Below are 17,259 nucleotides of genomic sequence, written 5' to 3'. Positions count from 1 at the left end.
ACCGCCCCCCGCCTCCACCTGCTGCTGCACGGCCCCACCACCGACGCCGCCACCGCCTCCGGCGGCCCCGGCCGCGGCCCCGCCGCGCGCCCGCTCCCCCCGCACCTGCTCCCCACCACGGCCGGCGAACTGCCCGTGCTCGGCGCCACCGCCCCCGGCGCCCACCAACTGCTGAGGCTCACCCGCGACGGCCTCACCCGCTGGCCCGCCTCCGCACCGGGCAGCCCCACCCCCGGGGCCACCGCGGGCCCCACCACCCCCCACCGCCTCACCGTCGCCTGGCGCCGCGCCGAGCGCGCCTTCCCCGCCCCCGCGCCGACCCCCCGCTCCGGACCCCCGCAACTGGAGGAGTCCCGGGCACCCGCCGACACCGACCACGAGACCCGCGCCCTCGCCTCCCCCCAGGAGGCCCTGCTGGCCCGGGTCGCCGAGGTCTGCCGCACCCGCCACCCCGGCGCCCAGATCCGCCCGGTGGCCGGTACCACGACCCAGCTCTTCGTCACCTGGGCCGAGTCCGGGCTGGTCCGCCAGCAGCGGGTGGCCGCCTGCGTCGGCACCCCCACCGAGCAGGAGGTCGAGCAGTTCGTCGACGCCGTGCACGGCGACGGCGCCGGGCTCGACGCGGAACTCGTCCACGACGGCCCGCCGCCCTCCCGCGACCTGCGCGACCGGGCCCGCCGCCGCGGCGTGCGGCTGCGCAGCTTCCTGGAGTTCCAGGGCTTGCTGGACCTGCGCGGCTACGTCGGCGCCCAGACCGAACGGCTCTCCACCGACAGCCAGTACCACCCCGACCTCTACCTCGCCCAGCGCTACCGCGACGCCGAACGCCCCGACGCCGACGAGCGCGAGGGCCTGGTCGACGAACTGCTGCGGCTGCTGGACTCCGACCACGGCCGCTTCGTGCTGCTGCTCGGCGACTTCGGCCGCGGCAAGACCTTCGCCCTGCGCGAGCTGGCCCGCCGGCTGCCCGCCGAACTCCCGCACCTGGCACCCCTGTTCATCGAACTCAGCGCGCTCGACAAGGCGCACTCGCTGGACGGCCTGGTCGCCGCCCACCTCACCGAGCACGGCATCGACACCCTCGACCTGCGGGCCTTCCGCTACATGCTCCGGCAGGGGCGGGTGGTGCTGCTGTTCGACGGCTTCGACGAGCTGGTCAACCGGGTCAGCTACGAACGCGCCGCCGACCACCTCCAGGTGCTGCTGGACGCGGCCGTGGACAACGCCAAGATCGTCGTCACCAGCCGCACCCAGCACTTCAGCTCCCACGAGCAGGTGCTCACCGCCCTCGGCGAGCGGGTCGGCCTGCTCCCGCAGCGCCGGCTGATCGCCGTCCAGGACTTCACCCCGCACCAGATCCGCGGCTACCTCGGCAACCGCTACGGCGACGAGGAGACCGCGAGCCGCCGGATGCGGCTGCTGGAGGCCGTCCCCGACCTGCTCGCGCTGTGCCGCAACCCCCGGCTGCTGAGCTTCGTCGCCGACCTCGACCACGACCGGCTGCGCGCCGTCGCCGGCGCCGGGCGGGCACTCAGCGCCGCCGGCCTGTACGAGGAGGTGTTCACCTCCTGGCTGCGGTTCGAGGAGCGCCGCGGCCACGGCGGCCCCGGCGCCGCGCCCGGACTCGGGCTCGACCAGCTCTGGCAGGCCGTCACCCTGCTCGCCCTGCGGCTGTGGGAGAGCGGGCGCAGCTCCATCCCGCTGGACGAGATCGTCGACATCGCCAATGTGCTCAACGGCCTCGCCGAGAACCGGATGCCCACCCCGCAGGTCGCCCACGCCGTCGGCTCCGGCAGCCTGCTGGTCCGCTCCGACGAGGGCATGTTCCACTTCATCCACGGCTCGGTGGGGGAGTGGCTGGTCGCCCGCGCCGCCGCCGAGGCGCTGGCCCGCGCGGACACCACCCTGCTCGCCCGCGGCCCGCTCAGCCGGCTCGCCGTCGAGTTCCTCTGCGACCTGGCCGACCACCAGGCCTGCCAGCAGTGGGCCCGCTCCGTCCTGGACGCCCCCGAGACCGCCACCGAGGCGGCCCGGCTCAACGCCGTCAAGGTGCTCGACCGGCTGCGCGTCCCCGCCCACACCGACCTGCGCGGCGCCACCCTGGCCGGCGAGGACCTGTCGCACCGCGACCTGTCCGGCGTCGACCTGTTCGGCGCGGACCTGCGCGGCGCCCGGCTGCTCGGCGCCAACCTCTCCGGCGCGGACCTGCGCGGCGCCCGGCTGGCCGGCGCCCGCCTCGACTCCGCCGACCTCACCGGCGCGGACCTGCGCTTCGCCGATCTGCGCGGCGCCCGGCTGGTCCGCACCGACCTGCGCGGCGCCCGGCTGCGCGGCAGCCACTGGCAGCGGTCCGCGCTGATCTCCGCCGTCACCGACGAGGAGGTGCTCGCCGCCCCCGAGCTGCGCGCCGCCGCGATCGCCCCCGGGCTGCCGGTCGAGGCCGGGTTCAGTCCCTCCGAGGTCGGCGTCCCCTACGGCTTCGACGTGCGCTCCACCCGGCTGCCCGAACCGGTCGCCTTCAGCCGCGACGGCCATCTGCTCGCCGTCGGCTCCGAGGACGGCAGCGTGCTGATCTGCGACGCCGTCACCGGCATCCCCCTGCGCACCCTCAAGGACCACATCGGGCGGGTCTACTCGGTCAAGTTCGCCGACGACGTGCTCGCGACCGGCAGCGCCGACGGCACCGTCCGGCTCTGGGACCCGGTCTCCGGCGAGTGCCGCCACCGCCTCGACGTGCACCCCGGCGGCGTCTGGCCGCTCTCGCTCGCCCGGGACGGACGGCTGGTCGCCACCGGCGACCTCAACGGCGTGGTCACCCTCTGGGACACCGTCACCGGCGAGCCCCGGCACCGCCTGCCCGGCCACGCCGCGCCCGTCTACACGGCCGTGTTCAGCCCCGACGGCGCCCTGCTGGTCACCGGTGACCAGCGCGGCGGCGGCCGGCTGTGGTCCACCGCGAACGGCCGCCGGCTCGCCGAACTCCCCGGCCACCGCGGCACCCTCTACCGCTCCGCGTTCAGCCCGGACGGCACCCTGGTGGCCACCGCCGACGGCGGCCCCGACGACGGCACCGGCGGCACCGTGCGGATCTGGGAGGTCGCCTCCCGCCGGCTGCGCCACAGCATGCCCGGCCACGCCGGACGGATCTACACCCTCGCCTTCCACCCCGAGGGCGACCTGCTCGCCAGTGGCGACACCGAGGGCCAGATCCGGCTCTGGAACCCGCTCGACGGCACCGCGGTCGGCCGCCCGGAGGACTCCACCGGCAAGATCTACCAGGTCACCTTCGACGAGGCCGGCACCCGGTTCGCGGCCAGTGACAGCGACGGCGGCGTCCGGGTCTGGCGGGTCGGCCCCGCCGACGGCACCGGCGGCGCCCGGGAGGTGACGCCGCTGCGCCGGCAGCCGCCCGAGCACCGGGGCTCGGTCTGGGCCTGCCGGTTCCGGCCCGGTTCCGGACGGGGCGGCGCGGAGAGCGACCCGCTGCTGGTCACCGGCGCCAACGACGGCCGGGTCCGGCTCTGGGACCCGTCCTCGGGCCGCAGCCGCCAGCTGCTGCGCGGCCACGGCCGGCGGATCGGCTCGCTCACCTTCAGCGGCGACGGCACCCTGCTGGCGGCCGGCGGCAACGACGGCCGGGTCCGGCTGTGGGAGCCGTCCACCGGCCGCCGGCTGCGCGAGCTCTCGGGCCGCAGCAGCCGGCTGGTCTCGGCCGTGTTCAGCCCGGAGGAGGCGGTGCTGGCCACCGCCACCAACGACGGCGACCTGTGCCTGTGGAACGCCCGCACCGGCGAGTACCTGCGCGAGATGGACGTCGAGACCGAGCACGTCTGGGCGGAGGCGTTCAGCGCCGACGGCGTCCTGGTGGCCACCGCCAACGACGACGACACCGTCCGGATCTGGTACCGGCGCACCGGCGCCCACCTCAACACGCTCCGCGAGCACCGGGGCCGGGTCCGCTCGATCGCGTTCAGCCCGGACGGGCGGCAGCTGCTGACCGGCTGCGACGACAGCCGGGTGCGGATCTCCGACATCGATGCCGGGCGGGTGGTGGCCGAACTCGACGGCCACACCGACCGGGTGTACGCCGTCTCGCCGGCCGCCGACAGCACCTGGCTGGCCAGCGCCTCCTGGGACGGCACCGCGGTGATCTGGGTGGACCGGGCCGTCCGGCACCGGCTGACCGGCCACGTCGGTCGGCTGTGGACCGCCGCCGCGCACCCGAGCCGCCCGCTGCTCGCCACCGCCGGGGACGACCGGGTGGTCCGGCTCTGGGACCCGCTCGCCGGCACCGAGGTGGCGGGGCTGCGCGGCCACACCGGCCGGATCCTGGCCGTCACGTTCAGCCCGGACGGCTCCCTGCTGGCCAGCGGCGGCGAGGACGGCACGATCCGGCTCTGGCGCATCCCCGCGGAGGGCCGCCCCACCGCGCTCGCCACCCTGCTCGGCACCCCCGACGGCTGGGCCGCCCTGCTGCCCTCCGGCGCCTACAAGTGCGAGGGCGACGTCGCCGGCGAGTTCTGGCACGCCGTCGGCATGTGCCGCTTCGAACCGGGCGAACTCGACTCCCACCTCCCCGGCGTCCACCGCCTCCCCCCGGAGGCCCTGCTCTGATCCCCGCCGGTTCCTCGGCCACGGTCGGCGGGGAGCGGGGCGCACGACGGAGGCCCCGTCACACGTGACGGGGCCTCCTGGGGCAGTGCTGATGCCCGGGGGTGCTGCTACTGGTACTGCACGGAGAGGGTGGTGCCCGCGAAGCCCTGCTGGGCGGCGAGGCTGAAGTAGACCCAGCCGGCCGGCGGGTTGGTGATCGTCAGCGTCTCGCCGTTGCCGGCGTTGGTGGACTTGGCGAGGAAGTTGCTGGTGGTGGCCCAGTTGGAGCCGCCGTAGTACAGGTCGGCGTTGCCGGTGCCGCCGCTGCTGGTGATGGTCAGCGTCTTGACGCCGGCCGGCAGGTTCAGGAAGTGGTAGCTGTAGTTGCCGGTGGCGGCGGCCAGGTTGTCCCGGCGGCAGTTGTTGTCGAACTGGCGGGTGTCCGGGATGGTGCAGACCGGGGTGGTCGGGGTGACCGGGCCGGTCGGGGCCTCCGGGAGCGGGCCGCAGTCGTTGGTGGCGCAGGCGCCGAGCCAGTTGCTGAAGTCGGCGTCGTAGCGGGTGCCGATGGTGGTCTTCAGGATGGTGCGGGCGCCGTTCCAGTCACCCGTGCGGTACTTGGCGAGCACGGCGTCCATGTCGGAGCGGTGCTGCTGCAGCATGTAGCGGGTGGCCAGCCAGCCCCAGCGGTAGACCCGGTTGGAGTTGACGTCGGCGTCGGCGGTCTGGTCGTAGACGGTGTCGAAGAGCTCGCTGAGCTTGTAGGTCTTCTTGGCGGCCTCGGCGATCGCGTCGGCGTTGCGCACGTTGCGGTAACCGTAGGAGATGTTCTCGGCGATGCCCTCGACCCACCAGATGGTCGGGGTCACGATGCCGGCCTCGAAGTCGCCGTACATGTTGTAGCGGCCGTCGAGGTAGTGGGTGTACTCGTGGTTGAGGTTCCAGATCTGGAACTCCGGGCGGATCCAGGACGCCTCGTGGGCGATGAAGCGGGCCTGGTTGCCGGCCACCGCCGGGTTGCCCTCCTCGTACATGCCGCCGTTGTCGACGTCGATGTCGTAGAAGGCCCAGGCGTACAGCGAGTACTGGTCGTAGTCGTCGAAGGCGACGACCTCGAGGTTGGTGTTCACATCGCCGGGGATGGCGCCCTTGTCACCGATGATCTTGTGGAAGTAGGCATCCTGGTTGATCAGGCTGGTGCAGGTGGTCGCAAGCTGCCCCGGGGACATGTCCTGGGCCTTGATCTTCAGGCCGTCGTTGCAGACCTTCTGGATCGGCAGGATGACCGGCATGAGGCGGGTGTTCAGGTCGCAGATGCCGAAGTCCGCGCAGTGGCCCTTGTCGAACTTGCGCGTCGCCCAGCCCAGGTTCATGGTGATCGGGGCGGTCGGGCCGACGTTCGGGTAGCGGTTGATCAGGTCCTTCATGATCGGCCGCAGCTGGGTCTTCAGCTCCGGCACGTCCAGCGCGTAACCGAGGTAGCGGCCGATGTTGCTGACGATGTCGAAGCGGTTCAGCAGCGAGTCGTTGCGGGTGATGAAGCCGGACCAGGAGTTCAGGATGCTGGGGTCGGCCTTGAGGGCGGCCTTCCAGCCCTTGCTGTCGTTGGCGGCCGCGAAGCCGTCCTTCAGGACCCAGTCGAACTCGGCGACGGTGGCCGTCATCCGCTCGGGCCACGTGCCGGTGTAGTTGTCGAGCAGCCACTTGAAGTAGCCGGCGTAGCGGCCGAGGGTGTCGGTCTGGCCGATCACCTTGACGACCTCGACCATGAGGTCGCCGTTGGCGGCGGTGGCGTCCTTGCTGTGGTTGTTGGCGAAGAACGCGTCCAGCCCGCCGCGGGTGGCGGCGGCCAGCGTCGGGCCGTAGCTGCCGATGGCGTTCGGGTTGGTCTCGTGCAGGTAGTAGCCCGCCCGCAGGAAGAGCACCAGCTGGCCGACGGCCGTGCTGTTGTCGCCCGGGTAGGCCGGGGCGGCGTCGCGCAGCGCGTTGGCGACGGTCACCATGTTGGCCTCGCGGAAGGCGGAGCCCGAGGCGTTGACGTCGATGTTGAACAGCGGCCAGGTGCACTCGACCCGCGGCAGGGCCTTGAGCTGCTGGACCAGGGCGCTGCCCGAGGCGTTGAGCACCCCGGACAGGTCGGGACAGGGGTCCGCGGCGGCGGCCGAGAAGCCCTTGGCGGCCTTGACCGGAGCGGTGACCGGAGCGGCCGGCGGGGTGTGCGCCGTGGTGCTGTCCTGGGCGGAGATCTTGTAGGCGCTGGTGCTCTTGGCATCGGGCGACTTGGGGACCGGGATCGACCGCGGGGTGGAGGTCGCGGCGCTGGTGCCGGCCGGGGTGGTGGCGCCGGTCGGGGCGGCCTGGGCCTGCGGGGCGAACAGGCCGAGGGCGATGAAGAAGGCCGCGCCGAGCGCAGGGAGCTTGCGCGCGTTGGCCGTGGATATCCGGGAGGGACGCATCTGTGGGGGCCTCCGGGGCCGTTCGGGGCCGCGATTTGGGGGACGCGGCCACTCGATGTGTGACATGTAAAATGGCACACGTCACAAGCTGCCGGGAAGGCCCGGGGGTCGAATAATCGTTCGCCGCAACCGAAACGTTGTCAGGGGGCCCCGAGGTGGGGCATTTGTCCTGGTAGAGCTCAGGCGGCCGGTACGGCGGAACGTCCGGTGGCGGGGCGCGGGGCGAGCGTCGCGGCGGCCCGAGGGGTGAGCGCCGCGGCCTCCAGCGGAGCCGAGGGGTCGACCGAGAGGTCCGCCGGGGCCGGCTCGGCGCCGGCCCGGACCAGCAGGTCGCCGACGGCCGCGACCATCGCCCCGTTGTCGGTGCACAGCCGCAGCGGCGGCACCCGCAGCGCGATCCCGGCCGAGGCGCAGCGCCGCTCGGCCAGCTCCCGCACCCGCGAGTTGGCGGCCACCCCGCCGACCACCACCAGCGTGCCGATCCCGTGGTCCAGGCAGGCCCTGACGGCCTTGCGGGTCAGCACGTCGGCGATCGCCTCCTGGAGCGCGGCGGCCGCGTCCGGGACGTTCGGCTCGGTCCCGGCGGCGCGCTGCGCCTCCACCCAGCGGGCGGCGGCGGTCTTCAGGCCGGAGAAGGAGAAGGCGTAGGGCGGGTCGTTCGGCCCGCTCAGGGGGCGCGGGAGGCGCACCGCGCGCCGGTCGCCGTCCCGGGCCGCCCGGTCGATCGCGGGCCCGCCCGGGTAGGGCAGGCGCAGGATCCGGGCGACCTTGTCGAAGCACTCGCCGGCCGCGTCGTCCAGGGTGTCCCCGAGGTGGACGACGGGGTCGCGGGCCAGGTCGCGCACCAGCAGCAGTGAGGTGTGCCCGCCGGAGACGATGAGCACGACGCACGGGTCGGGCAGCGGCCCGCCGTCGAGCGTCGCGGCGGCGACGTGCCCGGCGAGGTGGTGCACCCCGTAGAGCGGGACGCCGAGCGAGAAGGAGTAGGCCTTGGCGGCCGCCACCCCGATCTGCAGCGCCCCGGCCAGGCCCGGACCGGTCGTCACCGCCACCGCGCCGACGTCGGCGAGGGTGAGCCCGGCCCGCCGCAGGGCCTCGTCGACCACCGGTGCCATCGCCTGGAGGTGCGCGCGGGCGGCGATCTCGGGGACCACGCCGCCGTAGCGGGCGTGCTCGTCCATCGAGGAGGCCACCGCCTGGCCGAGCAGCACGCCGTCGCGCACCAGCCCCGCGCCGGTCTCGTCGCAGGACGACTCGATGCCCAGCACCACCGGCGATCCGGCCACAGTGTCCACCCTTATTGCTTGCAGCTACTACCTGCAACTATTGTGCAACAAGGATCCGCGGTGAAGATCTCCGGGGTGGGAGGAATACGCAGGAGATGGTTCTTAGTTTCTGCAACTGATACGCAATAGTGTTGACCCGGCACGATCGTCACCGTTGAACTCGCCGAAAGGGCCCGTCTCCTGATGAGCACCTACTCGCTTCCCGACCTCCCGTACGACTACTCCGCGCTGGAGCGCGCGATGTCCGCGGAGATCCTGGAGCTGCACCACTCCAAGCACCACGCCGCGTACGTCAAGGGCGCCAACGACACCCTTGAGCAGCTCGCCGAGGCGCGGGACAAGGAGCAGTTCGGCGGCCTGGTCGGGCTGCAGAAGACCTTCGCCTTCCACCTGTCCGGCCACGTGCTGCACTCGCTGTTCTGGCAGAACCTCTCCCCGGAGGGCGGCGACCGCCCCGAGGGCGAGCTGGCCGACGCCATCACCGAGCACTTCGGCAGCTTCGACGCCTTCAAGAAGCAGCTGAGCACCGCCACCACCGGCGTCCAGGGCTCGGGCTGGGGCATCCTCTCCTGGGAGCCGCTGGCCGGCCGCCTGATCGTCGAGCAGGTCTACGACCACCACGGCAACGTCGGCCAGGGCACCACCCCGCTGCTGGCCTTCGACGCCTGGGAGCACGCCTACTACCTGCAGTACCGCAACGTCCGCCCCGACTACGTCACCCGCCTGTGGGACGTCGTCAACTGGCAGGACGTCTCGGCCCGCTTCACGGCGGCGAAGAGCGCCTGACCCTGCATTTTTTGGGGTGAGCCGCCTACAAACACCTGACCCAGGGCAGGGCAGGTAACGAAGGGCCCCCGAACGGTGCGAACCGTCCGGGGGCCCTTTCGTGCACGTCAGGCAGACCCCTTGCCATCGATCTCGTCCAGGAGCGTGACCTCGAACGATTCGAGGTACCGGCCGCGCTCCGCCAGGAACCGGCGGACATGGGGCTGCCGCTCGTGCTCCTCGAACGCCTCGCGGTCCGCGTACAGCTCGTAGAAGACCCGGACCCGCGGCTCGTCCGGCACGGCGTGATTGACGTAGACGAGAGTCCCGGGCTCCTTCGCGCGGATCCCTTCGAGTGCTTCCCGTGCCAGTTCGTCGAAGGCGTGAGCGGCTGTCGCATCACGGGCCACGAACCGTACAACGAGGCCGAATCCCATGCTCCTCCCCTTCCTCGATCGCTCAGCGCCGGGCCCCGGCGGGCCAGAGCACCTGGACGGGAACGCCCAGCCGCCGCGCGTGGGCGACCACGTCCGCAGTCCCGCCGAAGCCCCGGGCGGGCAGGCCGTCCCAGACGGCGATCAGCCGGTCGACCTGGCCGACGAGCAGCTCGCTCCCGGCCATGTGGGCTGCCTCGTCGGACTCCACCCGGCCGGTGCGGTGCTGCTCGGAGGCGTCCCGGAGGAGACGGTCGTAGACCGGGTGGTGCCACTCCGGCAGGCCCTCGCGGTACCGCTCGGCGGGGACGACCACTTCGAGGTTCTCGCCTCCCTTCGTCGTCCGCGTCGGCGGGCCGGCCAGGCCCAGCACGGCCGGCGGGATCTCCAGATGTCGTGAGATCCGCAGCAGGACGTCCATGGCGTACGGTCCGCTGCCGCGCTTCTCCAGCCGGGAGACGGCCGACTGACAGTCCGCACGCCGTACCCAACTGCAGTTGGGTCAGCCGCCGGTGGATTCGAGCCAGTTCGACGACCTTTCCGTAGTTCCCGGTCCGGGACGCTTCCCGGACCACGACCGAGTTCCAGTTCACCAGCCCACCCAAAGCTACGGGCCCACCCGGGGCCGGTGACGCGCTCCGATGCGGCGCCCGCATACGCGTATGCGGGCGCCGCATCATCGATCGTCCCACACACGTGACCAGTTGTTGACTGTCGGTGACAGGTCGCTCTGTTCGACGCGCGGCCTCGCACCGGCAGCACTCCTGCCCCGTCGACGTGGAGGCGTTCCTGGTGGTCAGCCCGCTCAGCAGTGCCCGGTTCCCGGTTCCGCTGGAATGGGGGGCGCCGCCGGCACCGGGGGCGGTGCCGGCGGCGCGGTGGCCGGTGGGGGCGATCGTGCGCGAGTGGGGTGTGCCGCTCGCGCACGACGTGTTCAAGGACCCGGAGTTGTGTGCCAGTGAGGTGATCGCCAACGCGCTGCTGTACACCGGGGACCGCTGCGCCGTGACCGTGTTGCGGCGGCCGGGGCGCCTGAGAGTCGAGGTGACTGACCGGTGCCCCGCGCTCCCGAGGCGGGAGCGCGGGGCCGAAGCGACGGGTGGGCGTGGGCTGTTGCTGGTGGAAGCCCTGGCCGTTGCGTGGGGCTGGTACCCGAAGGCCCGGGCAAGGTGGTCTGGTTCGAGGTCCCCGAGCAGCACGAAGCGCCGTGGCCCACGCACGGGTGGGGCACGGCGCTCGGGCTCGCGCTCAGGTCGCCGGTGGCGTGCTGAAGGCGTCCAGGATTCTGTCCGCCGCCAGGGTGGCAGTCATCGTGCCTTCCCGAACCCGTCGCTCCAGCTCGGGGACCAGGCGGCCCACCTCGGGGTGGGAGTGGAGTCGGGTCAACAACTGGTCGTGGACCATCGCCCAGGTCCACTCGACCTGCTGGTCGCGGCGCTTGGCTGCGAGTGCGCCGGTCGCGTCCAGCACCTTGCGGTGCTGCTGGAGGCGCTCCCAGAGGACGTCCAGGCCGCCGCCGTCGCGGCCGGAGCAGGTGAGCACGGGCGGCGTCCACGGCGCGTCGGGCGCCTGCAACAGCCTCAGTGCGCCCGCGAGTTCGCGGGCGGCGGCCTTGGCGTCGAGTTCGTGCGGGCCGTCGGCCTTGTTGACCGCGATGACGTCGGCGAGTTCCAGGACGCCCTTCTTGATGCCCTGCAACTGGTCGCCGGTGCGGGCCAGGGAGAGCAGCAGGAAGGAGTCGACCATGCCGGCCACGGTGGTCTCCGACTGGCCGACGCCGACCGTCTCGATCAGCACCACGTCATAGCCCGCCGCCTCCATCACCAGCATCGACTCCCGGGTGGCCTTGGCCACCCCGCCGAGGGTGCCGGAGGTCGGGGACGGCCGGACGAAGGCGTTCGGGTCCACCGCCAGGCGTTCCATCCGGGTCTTGTCACCCAGGATCGAGCCGCCGGTCCGGCTGGAGGTCGGGTCGACGGCCAGCACCGCGACCTTGTGGCCCTGCGCGGTGAGCATGGTGCCGAAGGCGTCGATGAAGGTCGACTTGCCGACCCCGGGCACCCCCGTGATGCCCACCCGGACCGCCCCGCCGGAGTGCGGCAGCAGCCTCGTCAGCAGCTGCTGCGCCAGCGCGCGGTGGTCGGGCCGGGTGGACTCGACGAGGGTGATGGCCCGCGCGATGTACGCGCGCGAGCCCTCCCGTACACCCGTCGCGTAGCTGTCGAGGTCGATCGTCCGGGGCGGCATCCGACCCGGGCCTCAGATCTCGTGGCCGAGGTCGGCGGCGAGCGACTTGAGGAGGTCGTAGGCGGCCTCCGGGATCACCGTGCCGGGCGGGAAGACCGCCGCGGCGCCCGCCTCGTAGAGGGCGTCGAAGTCCTGCGGGGGGATCACCCCGCCGACCACGATGGTGATGTCCTCGCGTCCGGCGGCGGCGAGTTCGGCGCGCAGCGCGGGCACCAGGGTGAGGTGGCCGGCGGCGAGCGAGGAGACGCCGACGATGTGCACGTCCGCCTCGACGGCCTGCCGGGCGACCTCGGCCGGGGTCTGGAACAGCGGGCCGACGTCCACGGTGAACCCGAGGTCGGCGAAGGCGGTGGCGATCACCTTCTGGCCGCGGTCGTGGCCGTCCTGGCCCATCTTGGCGACCAGGATGCGCGGGCGGCGGCCCTCGGCCCGCTCGAACCGCTCGACCAGTTCCCGGGTGCGCTGCAGGGGGGCGGAGGCGCCCGCTTCGTCTCGGTACACACCGGAGATGGTACGGATCTGGCCCGAGTGGCGGCCGTACACCTTCTCCAGGGCGTCGGAGATCTCGCCGACGGTGGCCTTGGCGCGGGCCGCGTTCACGGCCAGGTGCAGCAGGTTGCCGTCGAGCGAGCCGCCGCGCGAGGGCCCGGCCTCGGCGGCCCGGGTGAGCGCGTCCAGGGCGGCGCGGGTGGCGGTCTCGTCGCGCTCCGCGCGCAGCCGGCGCAGCTTCTCGATCTGGGCGGCGCGCACCGCGGAGTTGTCGACCTTGAGCACGTCGATCTGCTCGTCGCTCTCCACCCGGTACTTGTTGACGCCGATCACCGGCTGGCGGCCGGAGTCGATCCGCGCCTGGGTGCGGGCGGCGGCCTCCTCGACCCGCAGCTTGGGGATGCCGGCGTCGATCGCCTTGGCCATGCCGCCGGCCGCCTCGACCTCCTGGATGTGCTGCCAGGCGCGGTTCGCGAGGTCGTGGGTGAGCTTCTCGACGTAGGCCGAGCCGCCCCACGGGTCGATGACCCGGCAGGTGCCGGACTCCTGCTGCAGCAGCAGCTGGGTGTTGCGGGCGATCCGGGCGGAGAAGTCGGTCGGCAGCGCGAGCGCCTCGTCCAGCGCGTTGGTGTGCAGCGACTGGGTGTGGCCCTGGGTGGCGGCCATCGCCTCCACGCAGGTGCGGGCGACGTTGTTGAAGACGTCCTGGGCGGTGAGCGACCAGCCGGAGGTCTGCGAATGGGTGCGCAGCGACAGCGACTTGGCGTTCTTCGGGTCGAACTGCTTGACCAGCTTGGCCCAGAGCAGCCGGGCCGCGCGCAGCTTGGCGACCTCCATGAAGAAGTTCATGCCGATCGCCCAGAAGAACGACAGCCGGGGGGCGAACGCGTCCACGTCCAGGCCGACGTCCAGTCCGGCGCGCAGGTACTCGACGCCGTCGGCCAGGGTGTAGGCCAGCTCCAGGTCGGCGGTGGCCCCGGCCTCCTGGATGTGGTAGCCGGAGATGGAGATCGAGTTGTACCGGGGCATCTTCTGCGAGGTGTACGCGAAGATGTCGGAGATGATCCGCATCGAGGGCTGCGGCGGGTAGATGTACGTGTTGCGGACCATGAACTCCTTGAGGATGTCGTTCTGGATGGTCCCGGCCAGCTTCTCCGGCGGCACCCCCTGCTCCTCGGCCGCCACGATGTACAGCGCCAGTACCGGCAGCACCGCGCCGTTCATGGTCATCGAGACGGACATCCGGTCCAGCGGGATGCCGTCGAACAGCTGGCGCATGTCGTAGATCGAGTCGATCGCCACGCCCGCCATGCCGACGTCGCCGGTGACCCGCGGGTGGTCGCTGTCGTAGCCGCGGTGGGTCGGCAGGTCGAAGGCGACCGACAGGCCCTTCTGGCCGGCCGCCAGGTTGCGGCGGTAGAAGGCGTTGGACTCCTCGGCGGTGGAGAAGCCGGCGTACTGCCGGACCGTCCACGGCTGGTTGACGTACATCGTCGGGTACGGGCCGCGCAGGTACGGGGCGATGCCCGGGTAGGTGCCCAGGAAGTCCAGGCCGGCGAGGTCCTCGGCGGTGTACAGCGGCTTGACGCCGATGCCCTCGGGGGTGTCCCAGAGCTGCTCGTCGACGTCCTTGCCGGTGGCCTGCCGCCAGGCGGCGCGCCACTGGCCCTCGGTGGCGGTGGCCGTGGCGCTGGTGGCGCTGGTGGTGGCCGTGGCGTCCGGACGGTCGGCGGGGGCGCCGTCGGCGTCCGGGTCGAGCCCGATCGCGGTGAAGTCGGGGATCATCGGGCCACTCCGATCTCGTCGAGCAGGGAGGTGAGGACGGCGACGGCGTCGCCGCCGGCGAAGACGAAGCCGTCCACGTCCGCGGGCGGGTTCTCGCCCGGTCGGCCGGCCAGCAGGACGCGGCGCGCGCCGGCCGCCTTGAGCGCGCCGGCCACCGCCTCGGCGTGCTCGCCGTACAGGGCGTCGCTGGAGCAGAGGCAGGCCACCGCGGCGCCGCTCGCGGCGAACGCCTCGGCGAAGGCCGCCGGGTCGGTGCCCTCGTGCGCGGTGGTGGCGATGCCGCCGGCCTGGAACAGGTTGGCGGCGAAGGTGGTGCGCGCGGTGTGCGCGGAGGCGGTGCCGATCGACGCCAGGAACAGCGCCGGGCGCCCGCCGGTGGCCGCGAGGTGCGCGTCCGAGCGGTCGCGCAGTGCCTCGTAGGCCTCGGCGCGCCGCACCGTCGGCAGTCCGCCGCCGGGGCCGGCCGGGGCCGGCTCGCGGACGAGCGCCTGCTCGCCGAGGTTGGGGAACTCGCTGACGCCGGTGACCGGTTCGCGCCGCTTGGCGAGCCGGACCGAGCGCTCGGCCCAGGTGGCGGCGATCCGCTCCTCGACCAGGCCGGACTCCAGGGCGGCGCGCTGGCCGCCGGCCCGCTCGATCTCCTGGAACCACGCCCAGGCGGCGTGGGCGAGTTCGTCGGTCAGCCGTTCCACGTACCAGGAGCCGCCGGCCGGGTCGACGACCCGGGCCAGGTGCGACTCCTCCAGCAGGATCGCCTGGGTGTTGCGGGCGATCCTGCGGGCGAAGGCGTCCGGCAGGCCGACGGCGGTGTCGAACGGCAGCACGGTCACCGCGTCGGCCCCGCCGACACCTGCGGCCAGGCAGGCGATGGTGGTGCGCAGCATGTTCACCCACGGGTCGCGGGCGGTCATCATCACGTCGGAGGTGACGGCGTGCTGGCGCTGCGCCGAGGCGGCCGGGGTGGCGCCGGAGGCCTCGGCGACCCGGGCCCAGAGCCGGCGCGCGGCGCGGAGCTTGGCGATCGTCAGGAACTGGTCGGCGTCCGCCGCGTAGCGGAACTCCAGCTGGCCGAGCGCGGCGTCCACGGAGAGGCCGGCGGCGGTGAGCGCGCGCAGGTAGGCGACGCCGGTGGCGATCGAGGCGCCCAGCTCCTGGGCGGGCGAGGCGCCGGCCCCGTGGTACGGCAGGGCGTCGACGGCCAGCGCGCGCACGCCGGGGAAGCCCTCGGCGCAGCGGGTGGCGAGCGCGGCGGCCTCGGCGAGCAGGGCGTCGGTGCGCGCGGCGTCGCCGGTGCGGGCCTGGAGGCCGAGCGGGTCGGCGCCCAGGGTGGCGACGGCGGAGCCGGGGGAGACCTCGCGCTCGCGGTACAGCGCGAACAACTGCTCGGCGGCGGCGGGGAACTCGGCACCCGCGTCGAGGACCACGCCGGCCAGGTCGAGGTAGACGCCGGTGAGCGCCTCGCCCAGCGCGGTGACCGGCAGGCCCGCGCCGCCGAGCTCCAGCCAGAGCGAACCGCCGCCGTGCTCCAGGTCGGCCAGCGCGGCCTGGTTGGTGCGGCGCGGATCGGGGTCGCTGTGCCGCTGGCGGACGTCCCAGCCCGAGACCGAGGCGCCCTGCGGCCGGGCGCCGCGCACGAACGGCGGGAAGCCGGGGAGGCCGGGGTCGGCCGGGGCGTCCTCGGCGGTGTACAGCGGGCGGGCGCGCAGCCCGTCCTGGAGCGCGGTACCGAGCGCGTGCTCGGCCGCGGCGCCGTCCTCGGGCTGCGCCCCCGCCTTGCGGAGCACACCCTCGACGAGGGTCTGCCACTGCTCGCGGTGGGCGGCCGGGAACTCGGCGGCCAGGGGAAGCCCTTCGGGCGGGACCGTCATGCCCCGCAGGTTAGCGCCCGTGCGCGGGGGCGCAGGAGAGGCGAAGGGTGTGACCTTGCCCTCTCTGTGCACTCTGTTGCACTACCGGTGCCACCAGGGGGTCGTGAGGGGGTGCGCGAGGGCGGTCGTGAGGGGGTTGTGAGGGGGTGCGGGCCCGGCCGGGGCGGGCGGACCCGGTGGCTGTCCGCAGGCGGCTTGCGCAAGCCCGGCGGTTATCTACTAAATTGCTTAGGAGAACGCGGGTGGAGCGGGCGCGCACGCCCGGCGCACGCCGGCCTGCCCTTTCACCCGCCCGTGTTCACCCCGTCCGCTCCATTCGCTCGATTCGCTCTGTTCAGTCCATTCACCCCGTTCGGTCCTTCCGGCCCGGACTTCGCCCCTTCTCGCCGCCAGGAGACCGCACACCATGGGAAAACGCCGCAAGCCCAGCCCGCCCGGCCGGGCCCGTCTGGCGGTCCTCACCACCGCGATGGCCGGCGGCGTCGTCCTCACCGCGGGACCGGCCCAGGCCGAGCCGGCGCCGGGCCTCGCCACCGTGAAGGAGGAGGTCGACCGGCTCAACGAGGAGGCCGAGCAGTCGATCGAGCGCTACAACGGCTTCCAGGAGAAGCAGCAGAAGCTCCAGGGCGAGGCGAGCCGGATCCAGGAGAAGGTGGCCCGGGGCCAGGACGCGATGAACGAACTGCGCACCCAGCTCGGCGCCGTCGCGGCCGACCAGTACCGCAACGGCGGCATCGACCCGTCCGTCCAGCTGATGCTCGACTCCGACCCCGGCGCCTACCTGGCCCGGGCCGCCGCCCAGAACCAGGTCGTCGACTCGCAGGCGGCCCTGCTGCGCCAGGCCCTGGCCGAGCAGCGCCGGCTCGACCAGGACCGCGCCGAGGCGACCGCCACCCTCGCCCAGCTCGACCAGGCGGCCACCGCGCTCGCGGGCGAGAAGAAGGCGGTCCAGGACAAGCTGGCCAAGGCCCAGGCGCTGCTCAACAAGTTGAGCGCCGCCGACCGGGCCAAGGTCAACGCCCAGGAGGCCGCCGCCACCCGCGCCTCCCGCTCCGCCGCCGAGCGGCCCACCTTCACCGGCCCCGTCTCCGGACGGGCCGCCGCCGTGGTCCAGTTCGCCTACTCCCAGCTCGGCAAGCCGTACGTCTGGGGCGCCACCGGCCCGTCCGGCTACGACTGCTCCGGCCTCACCGGCGCCGCCTACCGCGCGGCCGGGGTCCAGCTGCCGCGCGTCTCCCAGGCCCAGTGGAACGCCGGCGCCCGCATCGCCCGCGCCGACCTCCAGCCGGGCGACCTGGTCTTCTTCTACGGCGACCTGCACCACGTCGGCCTCTAC

General features: G+C 73.4%; 10 protein-coding genes. 3 read left to right on the top strand and 7 right to left on the bottom strand.

Going from position 1 to position 17,259, the window contains the following annotated elements; genetic code table 11:
- On the top strand, nt 1-4,614 hold a 4,614-nt coding region (locus BI06_RS29710; protein WP_043473467.1), incomplete at its 5' end, for a pentapeptide repeat-containing protein.
- Between the two features lie 107 nt (nt 4,615-4,721).
- Here BI06_RS29710 and BI06_RS29705 read toward each other — a convergent pair.
- Both BI06_RS29705 and tsaD read right to left on the bottom strand, forming a co-directional pair.
- Nucleotides 4,722-7,049 (bottom strand): M9 family metallopeptidase, encoded by a 2,328-nt coding sequence (locus BI06_RS29705; protein ID WP_051742105.1) that lies wholly within the window; start codon nt 7,047-7,049, stop codon nt 4,722-4,724.
- A 179-nt stretch (nt 7,050-7,228) separates the two neighbouring features.
- On the bottom strand, nt 7,229-8,335 hold the full coding sequence (gene tsaD / locus BI06_RS29700; protein ID WP_043472662.1) for a tRNA (adenosine(37)-N6)-threonylcarbamoyltransferase complex transferase subunit TsaD: 1,107 nt from the start codon (nt 8,333-8,335) through the stop codon (nt 7,229-7,231).
- Between the two features lie 183 nt (nt 8,336-8,518).
- On the opposite strand from tsaD, the gene BI06_RS29695 reads away from it, so the two are divergent.
- Nucleotides 8,519-9,121 (top strand): superoxide dismutase, encoded by a 603-nt coding sequence (locus tag BI06_RS29695; RefSeq protein WP_043472659.1) that lies wholly within the window; start codon nt 8,519-8,521, stop codon nt 9,119-9,121.
- 107 nt (nt 9,122-9,228) lie between these two features.
- On the opposite strand, the gene BI06_RS29690 is transcribed toward BI06_RS29695, so the two are convergent.
- The 5 genes from BI06_RS29690 to BI06_RS29670 form a co-directional block, all read right to left on the bottom strand.
- Complete coding sequence (locus BI06_RS29690; RefSeq protein WP_030396412.1) at nt 9,229-9,537, bottom strand: putative quinol monooxygenase; 309 nt, start codon at nt 9,535-9,537, stop codon at nt 9,229-9,231.
- Nucleotides 9,538-9,559: 22 nt separating this feature from the next.
- Nucleotides 9,560-9,955, bottom strand: coding sequence for a hypothetical protein (locus BI06_RS29685; RefSeq protein ID WP_233290319.1), 396 nt, complete (start codon nt 9,953-9,955; stop codon nt 9,560-9,562).
- Nucleotides 9,956-10,782: 827 nt separating this feature from the next.
- Complete coding sequence (meaB, locus tag BI06_RS29680) at nt 10,783-11,781, bottom strand: methylmalonyl Co-A mutase-associated GTPase MeaB (protein ID WP_043472655.1); 999 nt, start codon at nt 11,779-11,781, stop codon at nt 10,783-10,785.
- 12 nt (nt 11,782-11,793) lie between these two features.
- On the bottom strand, nt 11,794-14,055 hold the full coding sequence (scpA, locus tag BI06_RS29675; RefSeq protein ID WP_043472652.1) for a methylmalonyl-CoA mutase: 2,262 nt from the start codon (nt 14,053-14,055) through the stop codon (nt 11,794-11,796).
- The gene (locus BI06_RS29670; protein WP_043472649.1) at nt 14,052-15,923 is read right to left on the bottom strand and encodes a methylmalonyl-CoA mutase family protein; all 1,872 of its coding nucleotides are present in this window, start codon (nt 15,921-15,923) and stop codon (nt 14,052-14,054) included. Before BI06_RS29670 ends, scpA begins: the two co-directional genes overlap by 4 nt.
- 406 nt (nt 15,924-16,329) lie before the next feature.
- Here BI06_RS29670 and BI06_RS51320 point away from each other — a divergent pair.
- Nucleotides 16,330-17,259: C40 family peptidase (locus tag BI06_RS51320; RefSeq protein ID WP_043472646.1), on the top strand; the 930-nt coding region annotated here is incomplete at its 3' end.

The sequence above is a fragment of the Kitasatospora sp. MBT66 genome, from assembly GCF_000710405.2.
In the GTDB taxonomy this organism is placed as follows: domain Bacteria; phylum Actinomycetota; class Actinomycetes; order Streptomycetales; family Streptomycetaceae; genus Kitasatospora; species Kitasatospora purpeofusca.
The sequence above is the reverse complement of the archived record's forward strand: the minus strand, read 5'-3'. Positions and strand labels throughout refer to the sequence as shown.